16 protein-coding genes are annotated in these 24,383 nt (G+C 72.2%); 8 read left to right on the top strand and 8 right to left on the bottom strand.

Features of this window, described 5'->3' with window-relative positions; all coding sequences use genetic code 11:
• The first annotated feature begins 184 nt into the window (after positions 1-184).
• Positions 185-973 (top strand): protein phosphatase 2C domain-containing protein, encoded by a 789-nt coding sequence (locus ACNYS0_RS14680; RefSeq protein WP_422482643.1) that lies wholly within the window; start codon positions 185-187, stop codon positions 971-973.
• 124 nt (positions 974-1,097) lie between these two features.
• Here the strand turns inward: ACNYS0_RS14680 and ACNYS0_RS14685 are convergent, their stop codons facing one another.
• Positions 1,098-1,598 carry a MarR family winged helix-turn-helix transcriptional regulator gene (locus tag ACNYS0_RS14685; protein WP_422473894.1) on the bottom strand — a complete coding sequence of 167 codons (501 nt, stop codon included), beginning with the start codon at positions 1,596-1,598 and terminating at the stop codon, positions 1,098-1,100.
• Between the two features lie 211 nt (positions 1,599-1,809).
• On the opposite strand from ACNYS0_RS14685, the gene ACNYS0_RS14690 reads away from it, so the two are divergent.
• The 3 genes from ACNYS0_RS14690 to ACNYS0_RS14700 all read left to right on the top strand — a co-directional run bounded on the left by ACNYS0_RS14690 (position 1,810) and on the right by ACNYS0_RS14700 (position 4,211).
• Positions 1,810-2,649 carry a lysozyme gene (locus tag ACNYS0_RS14690; RefSeq protein WP_422473896.1) on the top strand — a complete coding sequence of 280 codons (840 nt, stop codon included), beginning with the start codon at positions 1,810-1,812 and terminating at the stop codon, positions 2,647-2,649.
• A gap of 129 nt (positions 2,650-2,778) precedes the next feature.
• Positions 2,779-3,363, top strand: a complete 585-nt coding sequence (locus ACNYS0_RS14695) for a TetR/AcrR family transcriptional regulator (RefSeq protein ID WP_422473898.1) — start codon at positions 2,779-2,781, stop codon at positions 3,361-3,363.
• 83 nt (positions 3,364-3,446) lie between these two features.
• A complete protein-coding gene (locus ACNYS0_RS14700; RefSeq protein ID WP_422473900.1) occupies positions 3,447-4,211 on the top strand; it encodes an SDR family NAD(P)-dependent oxidoreductase in 765 nt (254 codons plus the stop codon).
• Between the two features lie 56 nt (positions 4,212-4,267).
• On the opposite strand, the gene lon is transcribed toward ACNYS0_RS14700, so the two are convergent.
• Entirely contained in the window at positions 4,268-6,685 is a 2,418-nt protein-coding gene (gene lon, locus ACNYS0_RS14705; RefSeq protein WP_422473902.1) for an endopeptidase La, read from the bottom strand.
• Positions 6,686-6,963: 278 nt separating this feature from the next.
• On the opposite strand from lon, the gene ACNYS0_RS14710 reads away from it, so the two are divergent.
• From ACNYS0_RS14710 to ACNYS0_RS14725, 4 genes are all read left to right on the top strand, one after another.
• Positions 6,964-7,656 carry a spermidine synthase family protein gene (locus ACNYS0_RS14710; RefSeq protein ID WP_422473904.1) on the top strand — a complete coding sequence of 231 codons (693 nt, stop codon included), beginning with the start codon at positions 6,964-6,966 and terminating at the stop codon, positions 7,654-7,656.
• Positions 7,657-7,749: 93 nt separating this feature from the next.
• Positions 7,750-8,487, top strand: coding sequence for a response regulator transcription factor (locus ACNYS0_RS14715; protein WP_266714016.1), 738 nt, complete (start codon positions 7,750-7,752; stop codon positions 8,485-8,487).
• Between the two features lie 77 nt (positions 8,488-8,564).
• Positions 8,565-9,614, top strand: a complete 1,050-nt coding sequence (locus ACNYS0_RS14720) for a HAMP domain-containing sensor histidine kinase (protein WP_422482645.1) — start codon at positions 8,565-8,567, stop codon at positions 9,612-9,614.
• Positions 9,615-9,854: 240 nt separating this feature from the next.
• On the top strand, positions 9,855-13,667 hold the full coding sequence (locus ACNYS0_RS14725; RefSeq protein WP_422473906.1) for a multifunctional oxoglutarate decarboxylase/oxoglutarate dehydrogenase thiamine pyrophosphate-binding subunit/dihydrolipoyllysine-residue succinyltransferase subunit: 3,813 nt from the start codon (positions 9,855-9,857) through the stop codon (positions 13,665-13,667).
• Positions 13,668-13,746: 79 nt separating this feature from the next.
• Here the strand turns inward: ACNYS0_RS14725 and fxsT are convergent, their stop codons facing one another.
• The 6 genes from fxsT to ACNYS0_RS14755 all read right to left on the bottom strand — a co-directional run bounded on the left by fxsT (position 13,747) and on the right by ACNYS0_RS14755 (position 24,337).
• On the bottom strand, positions 13,747-16,758 hold the full coding sequence (gene fxsT, locus ACNYS0_RS14730) for an FxSxx-COOH system tetratricopeptide repeat protein (protein ID WP_422473908.1): 3,012 nt from the start codon (positions 16,756-16,758) through the stop codon (positions 13,747-13,749).
• A 141-nt stretch (positions 16,759-16,899) separates the two neighbouring features.
• Positions 16,900-18,330: an aKG-HExxH-type peptide beta-hydroxylase gene (locus ACNYS0_RS14735; RefSeq protein ID WP_422482647.1), complete on the bottom strand. Its 1,431-nt coding sequence runs from the start codon at positions 18,328-18,330 to the stop codon at positions 16,900-16,902.
• An 8-nt stretch (positions 18,331-18,338) separates the two neighbouring features.
• On the bottom strand, positions 18,339-19,547 hold the full coding sequence (locus ACNYS0_RS14740) for an FxsB family cyclophane-forming radical SAM/SPASM peptide maturase (RefSeq protein WP_422473910.1): 1,209 nt from the start codon (positions 19,545-19,547) through the stop codon (positions 18,339-18,341).
• A gap of 139 nt (positions 19,548-19,686) precedes the next feature.
• Complete coding sequence (gene fxsA, locus ACNYS0_RS14745) at positions 19,687-19,875, bottom strand: FxSxx-COOH cyclophane-containing RiPP peptide (protein ID WP_422473912.1); 189 nt, start codon at positions 19,873-19,875, stop codon at positions 19,687-19,689.
• A gap of 33 nt (positions 19,876-19,908) precedes the next feature.
• A complete protein-coding gene (locus ACNYS0_RS14750) occupies positions 19,909-23,313 on the bottom strand; it encodes an SAV_2336 N-terminal domain-related protein (RefSeq protein WP_422473914.1) in 3,405 nt (1,134 codons plus the stop codon).
• A gap of 4 nt (positions 23,314-23,317) precedes the next feature.
• Positions 23,318-24,337, bottom strand: coding sequence for an AAA family ATPase (locus ACNYS0_RS14755; protein ID WP_422473916.1), 1,020 nt, complete (start codon positions 24,335-24,337; stop codon positions 23,318-23,320).
• Positions 24,338-24,383: the final 46 nt, after the last annotated feature.

A 24,383-nucleotide genomic window follows, 5' to 3' on the forward strand; every position in this document is an offset into this window, starting at 1 on the left:
CTTCGGCGGCCTTTGGCAGGATGCCCCGCCACACCCCCGACGGAAGTGATCATTCCGTGCAAACCCGGCGCTCAGAGGGGTTTTTCGGGCCGCCTCCGGATCTCCACAGAATCCATACGGAACGACTCGCCCCAACTCCCCGCGCCCCACCGCTCCGTGAGGATGGCTCATGCAGACTGACCGCATGCGCATCGAACTGACCACCGAGCCGAGCGCCGTCGAGCGGCCGAACGAGGACTACGTATCGGTGGCCGCACCGGCCGCTGGGCACGGTGGATCACTGGTCGTCCTCGACGGGGTCACTCCCCCGGCCACCGACGACGGCTGTCGACACTCCGTACCCTGGTTCACCGCCCACCTCGGCGGCGCACTGGCCGAACTGTCCGTTTCGCGCCGGGACATGAGCCTGGCCGAGGCGCTCGCGGCGGCGATCGGCCGGACCGCCGACGCCCATCGGGACACCTGTGACCTTTCTCACCCGCGCACTCCGCAGGCGACCGTCGTGCTCGCCCGCTGGGACGCGGAGCGGGTGGAGCATCTGGTGCTCTCCGACTCGGCGTTGCTCGTCGAGGCCCCCGACGGAACGGTCACGCCGCTGCTCGACGACCGCCTCGACCGGGTGCCACGCGCCCAACTCGTCTCGAACGAGGTGGCCGACGCCACGGCGCGCAACAAGGAGGGCGGCTTCTTCACGGCCGCCGCGGACCCGTCGGTGGCGACACGCGCGGTGACCGGCACGCTCCCCCGCGGCGAGGTGCGGGCGCTCGCCGCGATGACGGACGGTGTGACGCGCTGGGTGGAGAAGTTCCACGAGGGCGACTGGCAGGACCTGTTCACCCTCGTCCGCAAGGAGGGCGCGGAGGCGGTGGTGTCCCGGGTCCGCGCCCTGGAGGACGCGGACGCGCAGACCCGCCAGTACCTGCGCCGCAGCAAGACCCACGACGACGCGACGGTGGCGTACGTGGAGCTATGACCCATGACAGCCCGCAGGCACAATCAAGCCCCGCAGGCACAATCAAGCCCCGCCGGCGATTGAGGCGCGGGGTCCGGGGCGGAGCCCCGAGAGCGCAACGCCGGTGCGGCGAGACCGGGCAAACCTATTCGGCCCCGGCATTCAACTGGTGCAACAACCTCGCCAGCTCCGCCACCTCACGCCGATCCCACCCGTCGAGCTGCCGCACATACCGCATCCGCCGCGCGTCCCTGACCCGCCCGAAGTGCTCGCGCCCGTAGTCGGTGAGGGAGACCAGCCACGCCCGGCCGTCCGCGGGGTCCGGCTCCCGGGCGACGAAGCCCAGTTCCTCCAGAGCCCGCAGCTGGCGGCTCATCGTCGCCTTGCCGACGCCGATGTAACCGGCGAGCTCGGTGGCACGCTGCGCCCCGCACTCCTCAAGGCGGACGAGCAGCCCGTACGCGGCCGGCTCCAGGTCGGGGTGGACCTCACGGGCCATCTCGCCGGAGTTGGCCCGGGCCCGGCGCAGAAAGACGGTCAACTCGCGTTCCAGGGCGAGGAACTCGCCGTCCACAGTCACGGGCGCGGCAGCGGCTCGCGGTTCGGATTCCGCGCTCCGCCGCCCGCCGTTTCCCTCTTCGCGCACGTCAGCACCTCTGAAAGTTTTCGCCCACCACGGTCATCACCGCAGTTCCACCAGTATTTCGCAGGAGTAGACCAACGGCACACACCGGCCCCTCTTCCCACCGCGGGTCTACGTGCGTAGCGTTTTCACCGCTGCCAGCCGTGGCATGCACACACCATCAAGCGCACCGGCGCCACCGCACGTCACCCCACGTCGTTCTCGGAGGCCGCTCATGCCCGTGCACAGACCTGTCGCCAACCGTCGCAGACGCAGCACCCGCCTGGGAATCACCGGGACCCTGCTCGCCGCGCTCTCCCTCCTCCTCGCCCTGCCCGGCCCCGCGCAGGCCGCCGACACGCCCGCCCGCGGCGGGGCCCACATGGGCATGGGGGTCGCCGCGCACGACGGCGTCGGCTCCCTGCCGCCCGGCGCCGGCACCAGCGCCGTACAGACCGAAGGCGTCGACGTCTCCAGCCACCAGGGCAACGTGGCCTGGTCGACGCTCTGGAACAGCGGCGTGCGCTGGGCCTACACCAAGGCCACCGAAGGCACGTACTACACCAACCCGTACTTCGCGCAGCAGTACAACGGCTCCTACAACGTGGGCATGGTCCGCGGCGCGTACCACTTCGCGACACCGGACACCGCGAGCGGCGCCACCCAGGCCAACTACTTCGTGGACCACGGCGGCGGCTGGTCCAGGGACGGCAAGACGCTGCCGGGCGCGCTCGACATCGAGTGGAACCCGTACGGCGCCGCCTGCTACGGCAAGACGCAGAGCGGCATGGTGACCTGGATCCGGGACTTCCTGAACCAGTACAAGGCCCGCACGGGACGCGACGCCGTCATCTACACGGCGACCAGCTGGTGGACCCAGTGCACGGGCAACTACGGCGGTTTCGCCGCCAACAACCCGCTGTGGATCGCGCGGTACGCCTCCACCGTCGGCACGCTGCCGGCCGGCTGGGGCTACTACACCATGTGGCAGTACACGTCGTCGGGCCCGACGGTCGGCGACCACAACAAGTTCAACGGCGCCCTCGACCGCGTCGTGGCGCTCGCCAACGGCTGACCGCGTTCAAGCCCGTCCTGCGTTTGGGGCCGGGGTCCGGGGCGGCGCCCCGCGGCCCCGGTCCCGTTCGACCGCTCACTCCAGCACCGCAAATTGACCGAGCGTTCCAATAAGCCCTACAGTCCCACCGTGGCCAGAACCAAGGAATTCGATCCGGACGCCGCTCTTCAGTCAGCCCTGGAGCTGTTCTGGCTGCGCGGCTACGAGGCGACCTCGATGGCGGACCTCGTCGCCCACCTCGGCATCGGGCGCGCCAGCATCTACGCCACCTTCGGCAACAAGCACGAGCTGTATCTGAAGGCGCTGGACCGGTACAGCGAGACCCACAATTCGGGCCTGCTGCACGAACTGTCCCAGCCGGGCCCCGCACTGCCCGCCGTACGCGCACTGGTGCGACGCTTCGCCGCCGAGGCGGGCTCCCCCGACCAGCGCATGAAGGGGTGCCTCGTCACCAACACGGCCGCCGAACTGGGCGCGCACGACGCGGCGGCGGCCCGCCGGGTGGAGGCGAGCTGGGAGCACATCGAGACCTTGCTGCACTCCGCGCTGGTCCGGGCCCGCGCCGAGGGCGAACTGCCCGCGGACCGCGATCCGCGCGCCCTCGCGCGGATGCTGCTCGTACTGATGCAGGGCCTGCGCGTGGCGGGCAAGGCATCCGACGACCCCGGCCGGACGCGGGATGCCGCCGAGCAGGCGCTGCGCCTTCTGGACTGAACGACACCTCCTCCCAAGGAGGTGTCTCGCATGGCCAAATTCTAGAACGATCGATCTGCTATCCATTGAAGGATGTCATCACCATGACCGCACGCTTCGCCGGCAAGTCCGTCCTCGTCACCGGCGCCGGCTCCGGCATCGGCCGGGCCATCGCTCTCGCCTTCGCCGCCGAAGGGGCCTCGGTGGTCGCCGCCGGGCGTACCGCCGCGACGCTCGACGAGACGGTCGAACTGATCCACGAGGAGGGCGGTACGGCGGCCGCGGTCACCGCGGACATCACCCGCTCCGAGGACGTCGGGGAGCTGGTCCGCCGCACCGTCGAACTGTTCGGCAGCCTCGACGTCGCCGTCAACAACGCGGGGGTCTTCCGGGGCGGCACGCCCCTGGCCGACCTTCCCGAGGAGGACTGGCGCACCCTGCTCGACATCAACGTGACCGGTGTGTTCCTCAGCCTCCAGGCCGAAGTCGCCCGGATGCGCGAGCAGCCCACAGGTGGCGCGATCGTCAACATCGCCTCCAACCTCGGCGCGCACACCCGCACTCCGGGCGTGGCCGGCTACATCGCCACCAAGGCGGCCGTCGCCGCCCTCACCCGGGCCGCCGCTCTCGACCACATCGCCGACGGGGTCCGCATCAACGTCGTCAGCCCCGGCGCGTCCGCCACCACCATGTCGCTGAGGCCGGGCGAGACGGAGGACGAACGCGCCGCCCGGATGAAGTCCGAGTCGCCCCTGGGCCGCGTCTCCTCCACCGCGGAGATCGCGGCGGCCGTCCTCTACCTCGCCTCCCCGGACGCCGCTTCCGCCGTCGGCACCGACCTGGTCATCGACGGCGGCGACGCCGCGTAACCCATGAGCAGCGGGGCCCGGGGCAGAGCCCCGGACCCCGGCCGCACAGCAGGCCCTTACGCGGCCACCGGCACCGCCACGTCCGCCGAAGCCGAGGCCGGCGTCAACGCCAGCTCCAGAACCTGCCGCACATCCGTCACCGGGTGCACGTCCAGCTTCTCCAGGACCTCGGCCGGGACGTCGTCCAGGTCGGCCTCGTTCCGCTTGGGAATGATCACCGTGGTGATCCCCGCCCGGTGCGCCGCGAGCAACTTCTGCTTCACGCCGCCGATCGGCAGCACACGACCGGTCAGCGACACCTCGCCGGTCATCGCCACATCCGTACGGACGAGCCGTCCGCTCAGCAGGGACGCGAGCGCCGTCGTCATCGTGACGCCCGCGCTCGGCCCGTCCTTCGGGACGGCGCCCGCCGGGAAGTGGATGTGCGCGCCGCGCTCCTTCAGGTCGGCGACGGGCAGCTCCAGTTCGGCCCCGTGCGAGCGCAGGAAGGAGAGCGCGATCTGCGCCGACTCCTTCATGACGTCACCCAGCTGACCGGTGAGCGTCAGGCCCGCCGCGCCCGTCTCCGGGTCCGCGAGGGAAGCCTCCACGAAGAGCACGTCGCCGCCGGCCCCGGTGACCGCGAGCCCGGTCGCCACGCCCGGCACGGCCGTGCGCCGCTCGGCCGGGTCCTGCGCCGACTCGGGCACGTGGTGCGGCCGCCCGATGAGCGAACGCAGATCGCCCTCGCCGACAGTGAACGGCAGTTCCCGCTCGCCGAGCTCGTGCTGCGCGGCGACCTTGCGGAGCACCCGCGTCACGGACCGCTCCAGGTTGCGGACGCCGGCCTCCCGCGTGTACTCGCCGGCGAGCTTGCGCAGTGCGTCGTCGCCGATGGTGACCTCGTCGGCCGCGAGCCCCGCGCGGTCCAGCTGGCGCGGCACCAGGTGGTCGCGGGCGATGACGACCTTCTCGTCCTCGGTGTAGCCGTCGAGACGGACCAGCTCCATGCGGTCGAGCAGGGCCTCCGGAATCGCCTCCAGGACGTTCGCGGTCGCCAGGAAGACGACGTCGCTCAGGTCCAGCTCGACCTCCAGGTAGTGGTCCCGGAAGGTGTGGTTCTGCGCCGGGTCGAGGACTTCGAGCAGCGCCGCGGCCGGGTCGCCGCGGAAGTCGGAGCCCACCTTGTCGACCTCGTCGAGCAGGACCACCGGGTTCATCGACCCGGCCTCCTTGATGGCGCGGACGATGCGACCGGGCAGGGCGCCCACGTACGTACGCCGGTGGCCGCGGATCTCCGCCTCGTCCCGGACGCCGCCGAGCGCGACGCGGACGAACTTGCGGCCCATCGCGTGCGCGACGGACTCGCCGAGCGAGGTCTTGCCGACGCCGGGCGGGCCGACCAGCGCGAGCACGGCGCCGCCGCGCCGCCCGCCGACCACGCCGAGGCCCCGGTCCGCGCGGCGCTTGCGCACGGCCAGGTACTCGGTGATCCGCTCCTTCACGTCGTCGAGGCCCGCGTGCTCGGCGTCGAGGACGCCGCGCGCGCCCTGGATGTCGTACTCGTCCTCGGTCCGCTCGTTCCACGGCAGTTCGAGGACGGTGTCGAGCCAGGTGCGGATCCAGGAGCCCTCGGGCGACTGGTCGCTGGAGCGCTCCAGCTTCTCGACCTCCTTGAGCGCGGCCTCGCGGACCTTCTCCGGAAGGTCGGCGGCCTCGACGCGGGCCCGGTAGTCGTCGGACTCCTCGCCCTCGTCCTTCTCCCCGTTCAGCTCGCGCAGCTCCTTGCGGACGGCGTCGAGCTGGCGCCGGAGCAGGAACTCGCGCTGCTGCTTGTCGACGCCCTCCTGGACGTCCTTGGCGATGGACTCGGCGACGTCCTGCTCGGCGAGGTGGTCGCGCAGGTGCTGGGTGGCGAGCTTCAGACGCTCCACCGGGTCGGCCGCCTCGAGCAGCTCGACCTTCTGGGCGGTGGTGAGGAACGGCGAGTAGCCGGAGTTGTCGGCGAGCGCGGAGACGTCGTCGATCTGCTGCACGCGGTCCACGACCTGCCAGGCGCCGCGCTTCTTCAGCCAGTTCGTGGCGAGCGCCTTGTACTCCTTGACGAGTTCGGTGACGGCGCCCGGCAGCGGGTCAGGCACCTCTTCCTCGACGGTCAGACCCTCCACCCACAGGGCGGCGCCGGGCCCGGTCGTACCGGCGCCGATGCGGACGCGGCCGACGCCGCGGATCAGCGCGCCGGGGTCGCCGTCGGCGAGGCGTCCGACCTGCTCGACGGTGCCGAGCACGCCGGTGTTCGCGTACGTGCCGTCGATACGTGGAACAAGCAGCACCTTCGGCTTGCTGGGTCCAGTACGCGCGGCGGCCTGAGCGGCCTCCACCGCGGCCCGTACGTCGGTGTCGCTGAGGTCCAGGGGCACCACCATTCCGGGCAGCACGACCTCGTCGTCGAGGGGCAGCACGGGCAGGGTGAGCGGTGTGGACGTCGAAGCCATGATCTCCCCTTTGGCAGTCAAGTTGAGTTACATGGACTCAATGCACGGGAGCTTCCAGATGTTCCGCCGAAGGCGTTCGCTGTCAGCGATCACGTCGACCGGGCCCCGGTGCGCGGTCGTGAGCACGCGGCGGCCGGGCGAGGCGCCGCCGGCGAACGCGAAGCGCACGGGCACCCCCCGACGCGGCGCGGACCTGTTCGGTTCACCCTCTGTGACGAGCGCCATGTGAGACGTGGGACACAGAAAACACCGGCGGGCCACCCACCCTCTCGGCCACAATGTCGGCCATGACGACTCCGCACCACCCCGATCCACCCGTCGTCCTCGATCGCCGCGAAGGCCCCTTCGGCGAGGTGGTCCTGCGCCGTCACGGCGACCTGCTCCAGATCATCGCCAACGGCACGTTCCTGATGGACACCTCCGACGGCCGCTCCGAGCGGCGGCTCGTCGACTCGGCCCGCGCCGCCCTGGACGACCGCGAGAAACCGCGCGTCCTCATCGGCGGCCTCGGCGTCGGCTTCTCCCTCGAACACGCGGCCGCCGATCCGCACTGGGGTGGCATCACGGTCGTCGAGCGGGAGCCCGCGATCATCGACTGGCACCTGGAAGGCCCGCTGCGCGAGTTGTCCGAGCGCGCCCTCGCCGACCCCCGCACGGACATCGTCGAGGCCGACCTCGTACGGCACCTGCACACGACCACGGACACCTACGACGCGCTCTGCCTCGACATCGACAACGGTCCGGAGTGGACGGTCACCGAGGACAACGACACCCTTTACGGGCCGGCGGGCCTCGCCGCCTGCAAGGACCGACTCGACCCGGGCGGTGTTCTCGCCGTATGGTCCGCACAGCCGTCAGCAAATTTCGAAGAAACCTTGCGGAATGCCGGATTCCAGGCGGTGCGCACCGAAGAGATCCCGGTTGTCCGGGGCGTCCCTGACGTGGTGCACCTCGCACTGAGGCCCACGTAGCCGACCGGCGGTAACTCCCCGTACGCTGACGTCCGAAACCCGATCATTCAAGCGTCAAGCGCGTCACGACGGCGCGCACTCAGGGGCGGGGCGATGGAGCAGACACACACCTCCCACAACACCACCACGACGACCCAGGGAGCCCAGCGACGGGTCCTGGTCGTCGAGGACGATCCGACCATCGTCGATGCCATCGCCGCCCGGCTGCGTGCCGAGGGATTCCTCGTGCAAACCGCGCAGGACGGCCCGGCGGCGGTGGACACGGCCGAGGCCTGGCAGCCCGACCTGCTGATCCTCGACATCATGCTGCCCGGCTTCGACGGCCTGGAGGTCTGCCGCCGCGTGCAGGCCCAGCGTCCGGTGCCGGTCATGATGCTCACGGCGCGCGACGACGAGACGGACATGCTCGTCGGCCTCGGTGTGGGAGCCGACGACTACATGACCAAGCCGTTCTCCATGCGGGAGCTGGCGGCGCGCGTGCACGTGCTGCTCCGCCGCGTCGAGCGGGCCGCGCTGGCCGCCACGACGCCGCGCAGCGGCATACTGCGGCTCGGCGAGCTGGAGATCGACCACGCGCAGCGCCGCGTGCGGGTCAGGAGCGAGGACGTGCACCTCACTCCCACCGAGTTCGACCTCCTCGTGTGCCTGGCGAACACGCCGCGCGCGGTCCTCTCCCGTGAGCAGCTGCTCGCCGAGGTGTGGGACTGGGCGGACGCCTCGGGCACCCGCACCGTCGACAGCCACATCAAGGCGCTGCGCCGGAAGATCGGCGCGGAGCGCATCCGCACCGTGCACGGCGTGGGCTACGCGCTGGAGACGCCGAACCCGTGAGCACCGCGGACCGGAACCGGGCACCGGGCGGGCGGCCGCACCGGCCGCCGTTCAACCCGCAGTGGGCGTCCGGCGGTCTGCGCCCCTTCTCCGTGAAGGCGAAGCTGGGCACGCTCGTCGTCGTCTCGGTCTTCATCACCACGGGCCTGCTCATGGTGGCGATGTACACGGCGACGGAGCTGCGCTTCATCACCGTGTTCTCGATCATCGCCACGCTGCTGATCACGCAGTTCGTGGCGCACTCGCTGACGGCCCCGCTCGACGAGATGAACACGGTGGCCCGGTTCATCTCCAACGGCGACTACTCGCGCCGGGTGCGCGGCGCGGGCCGCCGCGACGAGATCGGTGACCTCGCGGTCACCATCAACCGCATGGCCGACGAGCTGGCGGCCCAGGACCAGCAGCGCAAAGAGCTCGTGGCCAATGTCTCGCACGAGCTGCGCACGCCCATCGCGGGCCTGCGCGCGGTCCTGGAGAACGTCGTCGACGGCGTGATGGCCGCCGACCCCGAGACGATGCGCACGGCGCTCAAACAGACGGAGCGGCTCGGCCGCCTCGTCGACACGCTGCTCGACCTGTCCCGCCTGGACAACGGCGTCGTGCCGCTGAAGACGCGCCGCTTCGAGGTCTGGCCGTACCTGTCGGGCGTCCTGAAGGAGGCCAACATGGCGGTCTCCCAGCGCGCGGGACTCGCCTCAGGATCCGGCACCCACACGCGGACGGACGTCCATCTGCACCTCGACGTCTCGCCGCCGGAGCTGACGGCGAACGCCGACCCGGAGCGCATCCACCAGGTCGTGGCGAACCTCATCGACAACGCGGTGAAGCACTCTCCGCAGCACGGCCGTGTCACCGTGCTCGCCCGCCGCGGCCCCTACCCCGAATCCCTCGACCTCGAGGTGATCGACGAGGGCCCCGGCATCCCGCAGTCCGAGTGGCACAAGGTCTTCGAGCGCTTCAACCAGGGCGCCGCCACCGGCGACAAGGGCGACGGCGGCACGGGCCTCGGCCTCGCCATCGCCCGCTGGGCCGTGGAACTGCACGGCGGACAGATCCGGGTGGCCGAATCCGCTCGGGGCTGCCGGATCAAGGTCACTCTTCCGGGAGAGCCCGGAACGCAAAGTTGACGTAGGGTTTCGGTCAGGCAAGGGTCAAGAGCGCGCCGGGCAGACACGAACACGCCGGGCGCGCATCCGAACGTACCGAAACCCCGGTTGTTTCCCGCCATTTCCCGGCCCGAAACGCGACTTCCGATGTGACTTACGTGACGGATGACCGGCCCGGTCTGCACGTCTCGTCAATGGAGGCGTAGCCTTTATTCCCGCTGTCCATCACCTTGTGAGAAGCGGAAGAGGGCGGTTACCGCCGTGTCGCCACAGTCCCCCAGTAACTCGAGCATCTCCACCGAGACCGACCAAGCCGGGCAGGGCAAGAGCCCTGCTGCGGCCTTCGGCCCCAACGAGTGGCTCGTCGACGAGATCTATCAGCAGTACCTCCAGGACCCGAATTCGGTTGACCGAGCCTGGTGGGACTTCTTCGCCGACTACAAGCCAGGTGCCGCGGCCGCGGGGGCCGCGACGACCCCGAAGCCGGCCGAGAAGCCCGCGGCCCCGGCCGCACCAGCAGCGCAGGCCCCCGCCGCGCCCGCGAAGCCCGCAGCCGCAGCTCCCGCACAGGCTGCCGCTCCGGCCCCCGCGAAGCCCGCCGCACCGGCCGCGCCCACCGCGCCGAAGCCGGCCGCTGCCGCCGCCACCCCCGTACCGAAGAAGGCTGAAGAAGTGACGACCGAGGCCCCTGCCGGCCCCGAGCTCGTGACGCTGCGCGGTCCCGCCGCCGCCGTCGCGAAGAACATGAACAAGTCCATCGAGGTCCCCACGGCGACGTCCGTGCGCGCGGTCCCGGTGAAGCTGCTGTTCGACAACCGCATCGTCATCAACAACCACCTGAAGCGGGCCCGGGGCGGGAAGATCTCCTTCACGCACCTCATCGGCTACGCCATGGTGCAGGCCATCAAGGCCATGCCGTCGATGAACTACTCCTTCGCGGAGAAGGACGGCAAGCCCACGCTGGTCAAGCCGGACCACATCAACTTCGGTCTGGCCATCGACCTCGTGAAGCCGAACGGCGACCGCCAGCTGGTCGTCGCGGGCATCAAGAAGGCCGAGACGCTGAACTTCTTCGAGTTCTGGCAGGCCTACGAGGACATCGTCCGGCGCGCCCGTGACGGCAAGCTCGGCATGGACGACTTCACCGGTGTGACGGTCTCCCTGACCAACCCCGGCGGCCTCGGCACCGTCCACTCGGTCCCGCGCCTGATGCCCGGACAGTCGGTCATCATGGGCGTCGGTTCCATGGACTACCCGGCGGAGTTCCAGGGCACGTCCCAGGACACGCTGAACAAGCTCGGCATCTCGAAGGTCATGACGCTCACGTCGACCTACGACCACCGGGTCATCCAGGGCGCCGCCTCCGGCGAGTTCCTGCGCATCGTCGCGAACCTCCTCCTCGGTGAGAACGAGTTCTACGACGAGATCTTCAAGGCCCTGCGGATCCCCTACGAGCCGGTCCGCTGGCTCAAGGACATCGACGCCTCGCACGACGACGACGTCACCAAGGCCGCCCGCGTCTTCGAGCTGATCCACTCCTACCGGGTCCGCGGCCACGTCATGGCCGACACCGACCCGCTGGAGTACCAGCAGCGCAAGCACCCCGACCTCGACATCACCGAGCACGGGCTCACGCTGTGGGACCTGGAGCGCGAGTTCGCCGTCGGCGGCTTCGCCGGCAAGTCGATGATGAAGCTGCGCGACGTCCTCGGCGTGCTGCGCGACTCGTACTGCCGCACCACCGGCGTCGAGTTCATGCACATCCAGGACCCGAAGCAGCGCCGCTGGCTCCAGGACCGCATCGAGCGGCCGCACGCCAAGCCGGAGCGCGAGGAGCAGCTGCGCATCCTGCGCCGGCTGAACTCGGCGGAGGCCTTCGAGACCTTCCTCCAGACCAAGTACGTCGGTCAGAAGCGGTTCTCCCTGGAGGGCGGCGAGTCCGTCATCCCGCTGCTCGACGCGGTCATCGACTCCGCCGCCGAGAACCGCCTCGACGAGGTCGTCATCGGCATGGCCCACCGCGGCCGTCTGAACGTCCTGGCGAACATCGTCGGCAAGTCGTACGCGCAGATCTTCCGGGAGTTCGAGGGCAACCTCGACCCGAAGTCGATGCACGGCTCCGGCGACGTGAAGTACCACCTGGGCGCCCAGGGCACCTTCACCGGCCTGGACGGCGAGCAGATCAACGTCTCGCTGGCCGCCAACCCGTCCCACCTGGAGACGGTCGACCCGGTCATCGAGGGCATCGTCCGCGCCAAGCAGGACATCATCAACAAGGGCGGCACGGACTTCACGGTCCTGCCCGTCGCCCTGCACGGTGACGCGGCCTTCGCGGGCCAGGGTGTGGTCGCCGAGACGCTCAACATGTCGCAGCTGCGCGGCTACCGCACGGGCGGCACGGTCCACATCGTCATCAACAACCAGGTCGGCTTCACCGCCGCCCCGGAGTCCTCGCGCTCCTCCATGTACGCCACGGACGTGGCCCGCATGATCGAGGCGCCGATCTTCCACGTGAACGGCGACGACCCCGAGGCCGTCGTCCGCGTTGCCCGTCTGGCCTTCGAGTTCCGCCAGGCGTTCAACAAGGACGTCGTCATCGACCTCATCTGCTACCGCCGCCGCGGTCACAACGAGTCGGACAACCCGGCGTTCACGCAGCCGCTGATGTACGACCTGATCGACAAGAAGCGCTCGGTGCGCAAGCTCTACACCGAGTCCCTCATCGGTCGCGGCGACATCACCCTGGAAGAGGCCGAGCAGGCGCTCCAGGACTTCCAGGGCCAGCTGGAGAAGGTCTTCACGGAGGTCCGCGAGGCCGTCGCGCACCCGGGCGCCGCCGAGGTCCCCGACCCGCAGGCCGAGTTCCCGGTGGCCGTGCAGACGGCGATCTCCCAGGAGGTCGTCAAGCGCATCGCCGAGTCCCAGGTCAACATCCCGGACCACGTCACGGTGCACCCGCGTCTGCTGCCGCAGCTTCAGCGTCGCGCCACCATGATCGAGGACGGGACGATCGACTGGGGCATGGGCGAGACCCTCGCCATCGGCTCGCTGCTCCTGGAGGGCACGCCGGTCCGTCTTTCCGGCCAGGACTCGCGCCGCGGCACCTTCGGTCAGCGCCACGCGGTCCTCATCGACAACAAGACGGGCGAGGACTTCACCCCGCTCCTCTACCTGTCGCCCGACCAGGCCCGGTACAACGTCTACGACTCGCTGCTCTCCGAGTACGCGGTCATGGGCTTCGAGTACGGCTACTCGCTCGCGCGTCCCGAGTCCCTCGTGATGTGGGAGGCGCAGTTCGGTGACTTCGTCAACGGCGCGCAGACCGTCGTCGACGAGTACATCTCGGCCGCCGAGCAGAAGTGGGGCCAGACCTCCGGCGTCACGCTGCTGCTGCCGCACGGCTACGAGGGCCAGGGCCCGGACCACTCCTCGGCCCGTGTCGAGCGCTTCCTCCAGCTCTGCGCGCAGAACAACATGACGGTCGCGATGCCGACGCTCCCGTCGAACTACTTCCACCTCCTGCGGTGGCAGGTGCACAACCCGCACCACAAGCCGCTGGTGGTCTTCACGCCGAAGTCGATGCTGCGCCTCAAGGCCGCCGCGTCGAAGGTGGAGGAGTTCACGACGGGAGGCTTCCGTCCGGTCATCGGCGACACCGAGGTCGACTCGGGCGCCACGGACCCGAAGGCCATCAAGAAGGTCGTCTTCGTGGCGGGCAAGCTGTACTACGACCTCGAGGCCGAGCGGAAGAAGAGCGGCGTCACCGACACCGCGATCATCCGCGTCGAGCGCCTGTACCCGCTGCCGGGTGCCGAGCTCCAGGCCGAGATCGCCAAGTTCCCGAACGCCGAGAAGTACCTCTGGGCGCAGGAGGAGCCGGCGAACCAGGGTGCGTGGCCGTTCATCGCGCTCAACCTGATCGACCACCTGGATCTGGCCGTCGGCGCCGACATCCCGGGTGCCGAGCGTCTGCGCCGCATCTCGCGGCCGCACGGCTCGTCCCCGGCCGTCGGCTCGGCCAAGCGCCACCAGGCCGAGCAGGAGCAGCTGGTGCGCGAGGTCTTCGAGGCCTAGTCCCCGGAGCACAGCGACAGACCGAAGGCCCGGTCCCCGAAAGGGGGCCGGGCCTTCGGCCGTTCCGTTCCCGAACGGCTCACGTCACCTGCGGCTCGAAGTCCCAGTAGGGCCGGTTGCGGGCCCGCGCCGACAGGGTGTGGACGTGCTGCTTGCCCAGTGTCGCCGTCAGGTCGGACAGCGCCTCCTGCTCGGTCTTCTCCGCCTCCTGCCGGTTGCCGAGGCCCCGCAGGTCGGCCGCGTGCGCGACGCGCGCCGTGAGGGTGAGCGGATGCGTACGGCCGAGGGTCTCCGCCGCGCGGGCGGCCGCCGACGCGCTGAGGCCGGCCGCGGACTCGGTGTCGCCGACGAGGTTGCGCAGCGCCGACGCGTTGACGGCGCAGCCCACGGTCCACGGGTGGTCCTCGCCCACCGCGTCGGCCATGTCGGCCATCGCCCGCTCGATCAGCTCGTGCGCCAGATCCCGCTCACCCACGCTGCGCAGGATCAGCGCGTGGTTGGCGCGGGCCCCCGCGATGAACGGGTGGCCTTGGGCGAGCCTCTCCTCGTAGCGCGCGAGGACGTACTCGCTGGTCTCCCGCGCCTGGTCGATGTCGCCGTGCTCGCGGGCGAAGCAGCTGTGGCTGACGGCGGCGGCCAGCGTCTGCGGGTCGTTGTCCCCGAGCTGTCGCTCGTAACGCTCCCGGACGCGGGTGAACAGCGGTCCCGCCCGGCCGTGGTCGCCGAGCCGGTAGAGGCACTGCGCGAGGTTGTGCTCGGCGAGCAGCGTCTGCGGGTTGTCGCCGCCCATGACGATGCGGTACTCGCGCACGTTCTTCGCCTGCATGGACTCGGCCTCGGTGTAGCGGCCGAGCAGGCGCAGGTTCGTCGCGTAGTGGATCTCGGAGAACAGCGCCCAGGGGTGGCGGCTCTTGAGGAGCAGCCTGCGTGCCTCCAGGGTGCGCCGGTCGATGTCGAGGCTCTCCTTGTAGCGGCCGAGCAGGCGCAGCGCGAAGCCCAGGTTGTTCAGGGCGTTGAGGGTCCGGGAGTCCTGCTCGCCGAGGAGTTCGCGGTAGGCCGGGTACAGCCAGTCGTACAGTTCCCGCGCTTCCTCGTAGCGGCCGAGGCCCCACAGGTCGGCGCCGCGGCCCATGTTGGCGCGCAGGTAGTCCAGGTCCTGCGCGCCGCGCTCGACCAGCAGGTGGTCGACGGCGGTCCGCCCGATCTCCTCGGCCCGCTCGTACTCGCCGGCCGCGCGCAGCAGGTTGGACAGGTGGTACGAGAGGTCCCAGATCCGCTGGTGGGTCTCGCCGAGGCGGCGCTTCCAGGTGGCGAGGGCGCGCTCGCCGAGCTTGATGCCGGAGACGTACTCGCCGGTGAAGAACATGTAGCGCAGGCAGTTGAGGACCATGTTCTGGACCTTGCGGTCCTTGCTCTGAAGGACGTCGGCGTACTTCAGGTGCGGCACGATCGCCGCGTACTCGTCCCACAGGCGGGTGTCGGTGGCGCGGCCCGGGTCGGCGGCGGCGAGCGCCCTGCGGACGACGTCGATGAACTCGCGCCGGTCCTCGTCGGGCATGTCCTTGTGCACGATCTGGTGGACCATGCGGTGCAGATACAGGGACTCGCCCGCCGCGGCCGACTCGTCGCCGACCGTCTCGTGGGACTCCAGGCGGACGACGGAGTACTGGCGCAGCTGGTTGATCGCCTTGTTCCACAGCAGCGGGTCGTTGAGCAGCCCGGCGACCTGCTCGGGCAGTTCGTCGTGCGGCATCTCGCGCAGGAGGCGTACGGGGATGAACCCGGGCGCGAAGAACGTGCACAGGCGCAGCAGGTCGATGGACTCGGGGACGGTCTCGCGCAGCTTGTTGAGCAGGATCGACCAGGCAGTCTGGAAGGCGACGGGGAAGTCGGCGGAGACCTTGACGACGTCCTGGTCGATGCCGCCCTCCAGGAGCCCGATGTACTCCTCGACGGACATGTCCGAGTCGTTGAGCCAGCCGGCCGTCTGGTCCAGCAGCAGCGGCAGGTCCTCCAGGGCCTCGGCGAGCTGGTCGGCGTCCGGTTCGGAGAGCCGGGGCGCGCGGCGGCGGATGAAGGCGACGGACTCGTCGCGGGAGTAGACCGGCACCTCCAGGAGCTTGCTGTTGTGCTCGGTCCACTCCGGGTTCCTGGAGGTGATCAGGACGTGTCCCGGGCCCGTGGGCACCAGGTCCCAGATCTGGTCGGGTTCGTCGGCGCCGTCCAGGACGAGCAGCCAGCGCCCGTACGGGTCGCCGCGGCGCAGCGAGTCGCGCACGGCGCGCAGCCGCTCGCCGTACTCGGGCCCGGTGGACAGGCCGAGCTTCGGGGCGAGTTCGGCCATCAGACGGCGGTACGTGACCCGGCCCTCGGCGTTGACCCACCACACGACGTCGTACTCGGAGCCGAAGCGGTAGACGTATTCGGCGGCCAGCTGGGTCTTGCCGACCCCGGACATGCCGTGCATGGTGAGCACGCCCGCGCCGGGTTCGGCGCCCTGGAGCAGGTGGTACGCGTCGTTGAGCAGCGGCTCGCGGCCGGTGAAGCGCGTGTTGCGGCGCGGGACCCCGCCCCACACCTCGGGCATGGAGGCGGGGAAGCGCGGCCCGCGCCGCTCTCCGGCCGGCGTCTCGGGCAGCGGGTCCGTCGGCAGGTCGAGCCGGTCGAGCAGGCGGCGCTCCGCCTCGTCGGCGCCCATGTTGGTGAGCTGCGTCGCGGCCAGCACGGTCGTGGCGGTGGGCAGCGGGGCGGTGGTGACGGAGACGGCCGCGAACCGGTCGGCGTCGGGGGCGACGACCCGGCGCAGCGCCGCGTTCCACTCCTCGTGGGTGCGCGGGCCGAGCTGGAAGTACCACTCGCTGACGATGACGAGGATGCGGCCCTCTGCGAGCAACAGGTCGCCCAGCAGGTCGGCGAGCGGGACGTCGGCGCGGGAGTCCCAGCGCGCGTAGACGACCCGCAGGCCGCGCCGCTCGAGGCGGTCCCCGATCCAGGCCGCCCAGGCCCGGTTGAACCCGGCGAAGCTGATGGTGACCGTGGGTTTCCCGGCGCCCTTGCCGGTGGCTCCGACCGGCCTACGGATTGCAGACATGCAGCGGCCTCCCGGCACGTAATCGTAGAACCTCGGCACGACACCGCGACAGGGCCGGGACGGCCCCGCCCCGGCTGCGCGCGCCGCGCTCGCATCCCTTCTCGCTCATGCCCCGATCCTCGCCCCAACCGGCCCCGAATATCACCCAGTTGACCGCATCCGACGTGCGGAGAACAGAGTTCGGGCCGCGTCCACATAGGCACGCGCGCGTGCGGCGTGCCCGCGGGGCGGCGGGTGCTCGTCGAGCCGTTCGTAGGTGGCGACCATCTGGTCCACGAGGCGCCGCCCCTGCGGGGTGAGGTCCGTCGACCCGACGACGGCGGGGAGCGCGGCGCCGACCTGCGCCTTGCAGCGCGCGTGCACGGCCCACGCCGACTCGCGCTCGGCGGTCCTGCCGACGCGCAGCGCGCGCCGCTGGTGGAAGTCGGCGAGCGCCAGGTGCGAGTACGCGCCCTGGAGCAGCCCGTCGAAGGGGCGCGGGTCGGGGCGCCACGGCGCGAAGTGGCGGGCCGCGCCGCCCGCCCGGTGCAGCGGCACCAGCTGGGCGACCGCGAGGAGCTTGGTGTGCTGGAGTTCGTGGACGAGGGTCGCCGCGAACACCGGGGCCGTGGGCGGGGTGCTGCTGAGGACCGCGCCGAAGGCCTCGCGCCGGGTGCCGCTGCACGTCCCGGCCGTGGCGTCGAACGGGTCGGAGCCGGGCGGCGCGGTGAGCGGGACGAGGCAACGCAGCAGGGCGACGGCCTCGGTGAGCCGCTGTTCGCCGCCGAGGCGCAGCTCGACGGCGGTGCCCGACCAGGCGTGCAGCCAGCGCTTGCGCTCGGCGTCGTCGAGGGCCAGGGGTTCACTGGCGCCCCGGTAGTGCGCGCCGCCCTCCGCCGCGCGGTACGGGTCGAGGTCGTCGAGCGGGGTGGGGCCCGCCCCCTCGGTGAGGCCGGGCAGTGCGTAGGCGGGCGTCCAGGCGGGGTCGTCGGACCAGGCTCCGGTGCCGCGCTCCAGGCGGACGACGACGGGGGTAGAGCCTCGCTCGCGTAGCTTCAACTGGCCGTATTTGCAGGTGACTTCGACCGCCGTGCCGTCGGGCGCCGAGGTGCGCAGCGCGCCGAGCGAGGGCAGGCCGAGGTGTCCGTCGCGGGACGTCAGGCGGCTGTCGAAGGGGAGGCCGGCGCGGGCGGCCGCCGCCGCGGCGAGGGCGCCGAAGTGGGCGAGTTCGTACGCCAGTCGCCGACTGCGCTCCTGTGCTCCGGGGCGGGCCGGGTCGGTGCGCAGCAGCGTCAGGCAGCGCTGGGCCCAGGGGCCGACCAGGGGGTGCAGGAGGCGTTCGCGGGCGGGCGAGTCGGCGGGCCGCGCGGTCGTGGCGTCCGCCGCCTCCATGAGCGCCCAGTCCTCCTGGAGGCGCCTGCGGGCGGGCGGCGGGCACAGCCGTGGGTCGGCTTCCGTCGCGGCGTCGAGCACGGCGCGCAGCGCGAGCAGCCTGCGGGTGTCCTGGGCGCGGACGAGCAGTTCGAGGGCGCGCGGGCCGCCTTCGGTGCGGCCGAGTTCGGTCAGGGCGTGGTCCGGGATCGCCGGAAGCATGACGGAGGTCAAGGGGAGTCCCCTTCGGGGTGGGCGGCGGGCACCGTGTCCGCGGTGAGCACCGCCGCCACATGACGGATGAAGCGCTGGAGGTCCGCGCAGTACACGGACGGGTTGGCGAACCCGTGTCCCGCGCGGTAGCGGTGGGCGTACTGGCCGCCGCCACAGACGTCGAGCAGCGGGCAGGCCCGGCAGTCGGCGGCGAGCGCGGCGGCGCCCGCCTGCCGGGCGGCGACGGCGGGGTGGGCGAGCGCCGCGTCGAAGTCGTGCCGGAAGACGTCGAGTCCGGTCCACGCGGCGCCGTCGTAGGCAGACTTGAGCGAGTCGACCTGCTCGATCGTCCCGTCTGTCTCGACGACGACGGCGTCGAAGGGGGCGAGGCCGAGCGGTTCGACGGACGAGGGCAGGCCGAGCAGGAGGGCGAGGCACTCCTCGAAGAGGCGCACCCGGGTCTCCCGGCGCCCGGCGCCCCACCAGCGGTCGAAGGCGGCGCACAGCCAGCCGCCGTACGCCTCTCCGCTCGGCTCCCAGCCGGGCGGCGGCGCGGACCAGTTGCCGTGCGGAAGCAGCAGGTCGAGCGCCGGTGGGCGGAGCGTGAGCAGCGATTCGTACGTCTCCACCGGGTCCTGCGCGGGGTCGATCACGGCGAGGATCCCGGCGTACGAGTCCGGGAAGCGCTCGGCGGTCAGCCGGGCCCCGCGGGCGGCGGCGGCCCAGGAGGGGCGTCCGGCGCGGTCGACACGGCGGGCGTTGTGGGTCTCCAGGCCGCCGTCGAGGCTGATGCCGACGCGGACGCCGTGCCGGGCGAGGGTCGCGAGGCGCCGCTCGGTGAGCAGGGTGGCGTTGGTCTGTACGACGGCGTGCACCTGGCACCCCGCGGGGGCCCGTTCGCGGACGAGGCCGGTGAAGCGGCCGAGCGCGGCGGCGCCCGCGAGCAGCGGTTCACCGCCGTGCAGGACGAGCGAGAGGTGCGGGAGCGCGTGTACGCGCGCGTGCTCGGCGATCCGGGTCGCGGTGCGGTCGAGGACCTCGGGCGACGCGGCGGCGGGGCGGGTGCTCCAGGTGCGGTCGGGCCCCTCGTACAGGTAGCAGTAGCGACAGGCTAGGTTGCAGCGGCCGTGCACCTTCACGACGAACTGCCGGAAGGGGACGGGCCGTTGCCGCGGTGTCCGCCCGACGGCACCTTCGGAGACTCCAGCCACTCCGGTACCCCCCATGCCGTGCGCCCGCAGTACGGGCTCGCGCGTAAGGGGCGCCTTCCCGGTGGGGTGCGCGGCACAAACGTGGTCGGTTCAACGTTGTCCGGTTCGCTCGCGCGCGGCGACCGAAATCGGCTCCGCGCACGAGCGCGGCGCGTCAGAGCGCGCTGTTGAACCCCCAGAGCATCTCCCCGGGGCGCTCCTCACGCTCCCGCAGGTCCGCGAGGACCTCGTCCAGGACGGGGTGCCGGGCCTCGCGCAGTTCGGCGAGGCTCAGGGCGGTGAGATCCGGGCACGGCTCGGCCGGCTCCCGGTGCGGCTCCTGACATGGCTCCTGTGCGTGCATGACGTCCCCTCTCCCCCGGCCGACGGCCCGGTGTCAGTCCAGCTCGGCGAGGCGCTCCGCTGTCTGCCGTGCCGTCGGTCCGCTCCTGGTCACGTTGTCGTCCGACAGCCTCGACCACTCGCGGCGGGCCGCCCGATAGGCCTCACGGGCCGCACGCGGGCGTGCCGCCGCTTCGTAGGACATACCCCGCAAGTGGTGTGCCTGCGCGCCCAGAAGCACGGCTTCCTGGCGGGACCGCTCGGTATCGGCCTCCCGTTCGGCGCCGCGGGCCGACTCGGCGGCGTACCGGAAGGCGTCCACCGCCTCGTCGAGGCGGGCCGGGCGGCCGAGGCTGCGGAACACCTCGAACTGCACCTGCCCGAGCTCCAGCCAGCTGCGCGCCGCGGGCAGGAAGTCGTCCGCCTCGGCGGCGGCGAGGCCCAGGAGGTACTCGGCCTCGCGCAGGTCGACGCGGTCCCCCCGCGCGCGGTAGCGCAGCATCAGGGCGCGGCCGAGCAGCAGCAGCCGGTGGGCGAGCCGGGCGCTGCCCGCCGGGGTCTGGGCGCGGCAGTCCCGCAGCACCCTGATCGCCCGGGACAGGGCGTCCTGCTCGGCGGGCGTCGACGGTTCGGCGCCCGCCCGGAGCAGCAGCACCTCGCCCCACTCGGCGAGCGCGTCGGCGTGGGCCGCGGAGTCCCTCGGCATCCAGTGCGCCGCCTGCTCGAAGTGGCGTGCGGCTTCCTGGAGTTCGCGCGGGTCGCCGGACTCGGCGTGCCGGGCGCGGGCGACGCGGGCGGCCCGCATCAGGACCGCGGCGCGCAGCCGCTGGTCGCGGGCGGCCGCGAGGGCCTCGTCGACCCGGGCCGCCGCCTCGTCGAGCCCGTCGCCGCAGACGAGCAGGGCGTCCACCAGGTCGAGCAGCACCCGCACCCGCGGCACGCCGCCCGGGTCCTGCGCCTCGCCGTTGAGGGCGGTGCGCAGCGAACCCGCCGCCTGTTCCGCGTACTTGACGGCCTGCTCGCCCTCGGCGGCGACGCCGGACAGCCGGAGCAGGATGCGCCCGTGCGCGAGCGGGAGTTCGGGCGGGTGGCTGCGGCCCTGCCAGGTGTCGACGAACGCCTCCAGCATGCCGACGGCGCCCTGGAGCAGCGCGCTGTCGCCGCCGAGCCGCCACTGCGCCTCCAGGGCGGTGACGCGCTCCAGGGTGAGCCGCAGCGCCTCCGGCTCCGCGAGGTCGGGCGCCGAGCAGGCCACCGCGTACTCCCGGTCGGCCCTGCGCAGGAGTTCGAGCGCGCCGCTCCGGTCGCCGCGGCGCCTGCGGTCCGTGGCGGCGGTGGAGAGCACGCGCGCGAGGACGGCACGTTCGCGCAGCGCGTGCGGGTGGGCGGCGGCGCGCTCGGCGGCCTGCTCGGCCTCGCGCAGCAGCTCCGCTCCGCCCTGCACCTCCCACAGGCGCAGCACACAGTGGGCGTACTCGGCCCACAGCTCGAAGTCCCGCTCCGTGGGCGACTCGTGCTCGGCGGCGCCGCGCAGCAGCTGCACCGCGTCGATGAGGTCCTGCACCATCCGGTCGCTGTCGAAGCGGGCGGCGAGCGAGCGGGCGCGGGTGACGGCGGGGTGGGTGGGTGGTGCTTCCTGGGACCCGTCGCGCCCCGGGCGTCCGTACGGCGCGAACTGTTCGGGCAGCGGCATGAAGCGCTCCAGGACCCGCGCGGCGACCTCGGCGAAGGGCTGCGGGACCAGGCCGGGGCCGTTCACCCCGCCCTCCCCGTTGTCGCCGTCGACGGGGTGCGGGGGACGGTATCCGGTGCCGGAGCCGGTGGGGCGGTCGGTGCCGGTGTCGCGGCCGCCGTCCCCGCCTCCGTCGCCGAGCTGGGCCAGCGCGAGCGCCGGGAAGTTGGGGCCGCCCTTGCCGAAACGGGCCTCGATGTACTCCGAGCAGTGCTTGAGGACCAGCACCGCCTCGTCCCTGCCGAGCGGTCCGAGCAGCGCCTCCTGCACGCCCGGCGCGAACTCGTACCACTGGACGCCATCGCCACCGCCGCCCCCGTGCTCCGCCTTGGTGCGCGTGAGCAGGCCGCTGAGCAGCACCTCGGCCAGTTCGGACGGGCCCGATCCGGGCAGCATGGTCCGCTGCACCAGTTGCATCACCGGCAGGCACAGCGGGGCCGCCGCCAGGAATCCGGCGAGCCGGCTCGCGTCCGGTGAGGCGGTGGAGCGGAACCGGGAGACCAGTTCGAGCACGGAGGGCCGCTGCGCCTGCCGCCCCGCCGACGCCCGCCGCTGGTCCGCCCTGACCCAGCCGACGGCCCCGGAGACCGGCCCGGCGCCAGCCCCCGACAGGAGGCGCGCCCAGGCGCCGAGCGCCACCGGCTCGGGCGGCAGCACGGGCACCGGGAGCGCGCCCGCGCGGGCCTGCGCCGAGGGCCCCGCCGCCGTCCGCACGCGCAGCGCCGCGGCGCCGCCCAGTGCCTCGCCGCGGCTCAACTCCCCGTACGAGACCGGGAGCCGGGTCCTGTTCCACATGCGCTGCGGCAGGGGTTGCAGCACGGCGGCGGGCGCCTGCCGTGCCAGCTGGTGCAGGAGGCGGTGGGCCCGGCCGCTGCGCCACAGCGGGCCCGCGCAGTCGCTGACGAGGAGGGTGATCTGGCGGCCCGACGGGTCGCTGAGCCGGTCGGTGGAGTGCAGGGGCGCCCCGTACAGCTCGGGGCTGCGGCTGACGGCGGCCTGCGCGTCCGGGCCCTCGTGCAGATAGCTGACCTGGATGTCCCAGAAGGCCCCCAACCGGCTGAAGACCTGCTCCAGTTCGGTGAACATCCGGTCCCACACGCGCATCGACGAGGAGGCGTCCATCACGAGGCTCAGGCGCGCGTCGGCGCGGGTCACCGCGCGGAACACCGGCAGCACGAGGCCGCCCGCGCGCGCGGTGCGCTCCGCGGTCGCGGTCTCGTCGAGCACCGAGCGCAGCGGCGGGGCGGCGCTGCGGTAGCCCTGCAACGGCCGCAGGGCGCGCTGGAGTTCGAGCGGTGCGGGGAACGCGGGCGCCGCCGGGACACCGACCGGGAGCGGGGCGGTACGGCCGCCGCCGCGCGCCCGACCGCTGCCGGAGCGCGGGACCGGGTACAGCGCGACGCGCCGCTCGCCGCCCTCGTCGTACACCTGGGGCGCGGGCCGCTCGGGCTCGGGCTCCGGTGGCGCGGGGCGCGGGTCGGGCAGCACCGGCGCCGGTCGCGGCCCGACGAAGGGGGGCCTTGGCCCGGGGCCGGGCTCCGGCTGCTCCTCGGCCCGCGCGGGGCGCGCGTACCCGGCCAGCCACAGTGCGTCGCACAGCCCTTCCGCGTCGGGGTCGAGCCCGATCCGCCGCAGCCTGGCGATGAGTTCGGCGACGGGGTCGCCGCCCCGGGGTCCGGGCTCCGAGGGCGAACCGGGACCCTGACGCGCCGTCGCGTCGGGAGTCACCGCTTCACCTCGGGCGGTCGAGTCGCTGGATCAGGAGGTCGGCGAAGGACTCGCGGCTGGTGGGGGCGGCCGCGTCGGTCAGGTAGATCGCGTTCAACAGCTGGTCGGTCGCGAGGAGTTCGCTGCGCGAGCGCTCCAGGAACCGGTTGATCAGGTCGTCGCCCGCGCGTGCCGCCTCGTCGCCGAGGTGGGCACGTACGAAGGTGGCGAGCCGGTTGTGGTCGGGCCTGCCGAGTTCGAGGTGGATGCAGCGACGCATCAGCGGGGCGGGGAAGTCGCGCTCCCCGTTGCTGGTGAGCACCACGAACGGGAAGGCGTTGCAGCGCACCCGGCCGTCCCTGACGCGGACCTTGACGCCGTCGGCGGTGAGCACCTCCGCCTCGCCGTCCGGCAACCGGTCGGCGACCCGTTCGAGTTCGGGTATCGCGAACTCGCCCTCCTCCAGCACGTTCAGCAGGTCGTTGGGCAGGTCGATGTCGCTCTTGTCGAGCTCGTCGATGAGCAGCACGCGCGGCGTCCGCGAGGGCAGCAGCGCGGTGCCCAGCGGCCCGAGCCTGATGTAGCTGCCGATCCCCTCGACGGCCCCCGGCGACCCGGCCGCCGAGCCGAATCCGCCCTGCGCCGCGATCTGCACGTCCTGGAGGCGGGCGATCGCGTCGTAGTGGTAGAGCCCGTCCTGGAGCGTGGAGCGGCTGACGATGGACCAGCGCAGGACGTTGCCGAGCCCCAGCTCGTACGCCACCGAGTGCGCGAGCGTGCTCTTGCCCGCGCCGGGGCTGCCCGTCACGAGCAGGGGGCGGCGCAGATACAGCGCCGCGTTGATCATTTCGAGCTCTTCGGCGCCGGGCCTGTGCAGCTCCGCCAGGTGCCGGTGCGCGCCGAGCCTGCGGTCCTCGGAGCCGTCCCCACCGCCTCCGCCCCGCCCCGAGAAGTCGCGCCAGGGCGGCGGCGGGGGCAGGCGGTCGAGGCCCTCGTGGGGTTCGCCGGCGCCACGGTAGATGAGCCACTCACTGGATTCGGTCATGGTCCGGTCCTCGTCGTCACTCGTCCAGCAGGGCAGCCGAAGGGAC

The sequence above is a fragment of the Streptomyces anthophorae genome, from assembly GCF_049310305.1.
Classification (GTDB): Bacteria; Actinomycetota; Actinomycetes; order Streptomycetales; family Streptomycetaceae; genus Streptomyces.